The sequence below is a fragment of the Streptomyces sp. NPDC048258 genome, assembly GCF_043201995.1.
In the GTDB taxonomy this organism is placed as follows: domain Bacteria; phylum Actinomycetota; class Actinomycetes; order Streptomycetales; family Streptomycetaceae; genus Streptomyces.
In genome coordinates this window covers 1-2,415 of record NZ_JBICZH010000068.1, presented here as the reverse complement: position 1 = coordinate 2,415, position 2,415 = coordinate 1, and the positions used below count along the sequence as shown (strand labels likewise).

Here is a 2,415-nt window from a genome sequence, read left to right as displayed (position 1 = left end):
CGGGGCTCTCCGCTTCGCTCCGAGCCGTGGCCGGCCCTTCGGGCCGGGGGTCCTGCGCTTCGCTCCGGACCGGCTCTGATTCCGCTGCGCTCCATCAGAGCGGGCCTGCTACGCAGGCCCCAGGGACTCCCCGTGCTCCGCCCGGGGGGAGGTGACCCTGTTTCACAGGGCCCGGGCCTCCGGCCCGTTGGGCGGATCCGCTCTGCTCCCCCACCCAAGGTCACCTGAGAATCAGGTCCCTGAGTTGTCGACGAACCCCACGATATCGAGGTACTCGATTTTGGGTGGGACACCATAAATCCCCGTCACCTTGTCGACGATCTCCTCCGTGAAGAAGGCGCGGGCTTTCTCCTCGTCATCCCACACGTAGAAGTTCCTTGCCTGAACGCCGTCCTCGTCGAGCATGAAACTCTTGAAGCGAAGGCCGACCATGCCTTCGAACGGTTCTCGGAGTTCGCCAGCAATCTTTGCGATAGTTGAACGATCGAACTTGTCGGTCTGCGTGAAAGTCACGAGCACGCCGATCATCGGGCCTCCTACCGATCGAGTGATGCTAGCGGTGGATCCTAGTACACACGGCCGGAAATTCTGGTCGATAGGCCGCGAGTCGGAGATGTGGCTCATGGTCGGCGATGCGGGCCGGAGCACGTTGAGCTTTGCGCACGTGAACGCCTGCTCGAACGGGCGGGCGATTGAGTGATGCAAGGACGCCCGTCTTCCCCCATGTCCCGGCGGCCGGAAAACAGTCCTGCTCCCCGAGGGCTCGCTGATCTGGGAGAGACGACCTAATCCCCGCCTCGCTCCGCTCGCCCGGAAAGCGGCCTCAGCGGCCGTCAGGGGTCTGGTCGCTTCGTTCCCCGGAAAAGCCCCGCTGCGCGGGGCCAGTAGGCAAAGGAGCGCCGGGCTCAGACAACGTCCTGCACTTGAGGCCGTACCCAGGACGCTATCTCTGTCCCCTTGTTCTCGGGGCTCGCACTCCCGTGTGCTTCATTTTTTGTCATGGCTGGACTCTGGAAACCATATGTGGCACCGCACATGATGTCCGGCCGCGTCCGCCGCTGTCGGCGATCGGTGAAGCTGCACGCTGCTCAACCAACCTGCGCAACCAGGCCCCGAGCTCAAGACTCCACAGGTCAGACGGTTGGCGTCCCCCAACTATGCGCAGATCCAGTGAGCCAACACAGCCGCCAACCCGCTCAGCCAACCTGCACAACCCCAGGTCAGAAGCATGACGACTGCGCAGTTTCACGGACTGACAACGGCTCCAGTTGAGCCGCGCCCGGTTCCACGATGGAGCTCAAGCCCTCCCTACGTTGTTCTGCGGGACCGGGCGAGCCCTTCGTATGGTTGGCCCACCCAGGGGTGTCGGGTGTGGCTTTCAAGCTTCTGCCGCTTGTGGCTTCCAACGATTGGCCGCCCGACGCCCCACGACGACTCGGCTGCCAATTAGGAATTGCGAATGATCGCTCCGTAGGGAACCGACAGCGAGGTCGTCCGTGGGGCAGTTGTCCGCAACACATCGCACGGAGGCATGATGGCCGCGATCTGGGCCGGCATCGATGCAGGCAAGACCCACCACCATTGCGTCGCGATTGACGACAGCGGCCGCCGGCTGTTGTCTCGGCGAACTCCTTCAACTCCTCGCTGATGTCCTGGCCCTGGGCGACGAAGTGACCTGGGGCATCGACCTGGCCGACGGCGGTGCCGCCCTGGCCATCGCGATCCTCCTCAACCACGACCAGCCGGTCCGCTACATCTACGGCCGGGCCATCCACCGCGCCTCCGAGAGCTACCGCGGCGAAGGCAAGACCGACGCCAAGGACGCCGCGGTCATCGCCGACCAGGTCCGCATCAGGCGGGACCTGAACCCCTTACGCAGAGGCGACGAAACCGTCATCGACCTCAAGATCCTCACGGGCCGCCGCATGGACCTGGTCGCCGACCGCACCCGCACCGTCAACCGGCTCCGAGCCCAACTGTCCGGGATCTTCCCCGGCCTGGAACGGGCCCTGGACCTCACCAACACGGGCCCGCTGACCCTGCTGACCGGCTACCAGACCCCCGCAGCCATCCGCCGACTCGGCGCCAACCGCCTGGAGACCTGGCTCCGAAACCGCAAGGTCGTCCGCGCCGACCAGCTCGCCGAAACCGCGGTCCAGGCCGCCGAACGCCAGCACACCAGCCTGCCCGGCGAGAAGCTGACCGCCCAGATGGTGCACACGCTGGCGAATGAGGTGATGGCCCTCAACCGGCAGGTTGCCGAGCTCGACAAGCTCATCGAGGCCCGGTTTCGCGACCACCATCACTTCGAGGTGATCACTAGGGCCTGTGTGATGTCGTGATCAGCTGTGGGGTTTCGCCTACTTCGCGGGGCGGAATCCGGTAGGACATTGGTCGTGACGCATAGGCAACTCA

The 2,415-nt window shown here is 64.8% G+C and carries 1 protein-coding gene and 1 pseudogene; one reads left to right on the top strand and one right to left on the bottom strand.

Annotation, left to right across the window (positions count from 1 at the left end):
* Positions 1–231 precede the first annotated feature (231 nt).
* Entirely contained in the window at positions 232–528 is a 297-nt protein-coding gene (locus tag ACGFYQ_RS42170; RefSeq protein ID WP_393752669.1) for a hypothetical protein, read from the bottom strand.
* Positions 529–1,534: 1,006 nt separating this feature from the next.
* Between ACGFYQ_RS42170 and ACGFYQ_RS42165 the strand changes: the two are divergent.
* Positions 1,535–2,318, top strand: a pseudogene (locus ACGFYQ_RS42165) (IS110 family transposase); the annotation flags it as partial.
* Positions 2,319–2,415 lie beyond the last annotated feature (97 nt).

Excerpts from the sequence above, each read along its gene's own strand:
- ACGFYQ_RS42170 (WP_393752669.1), bottom strand. The coding sequence starts at position 528 with ATGATCGGCGTGCTCGTGACTTTCACGCAGACCGACAAGTTCGATCGT.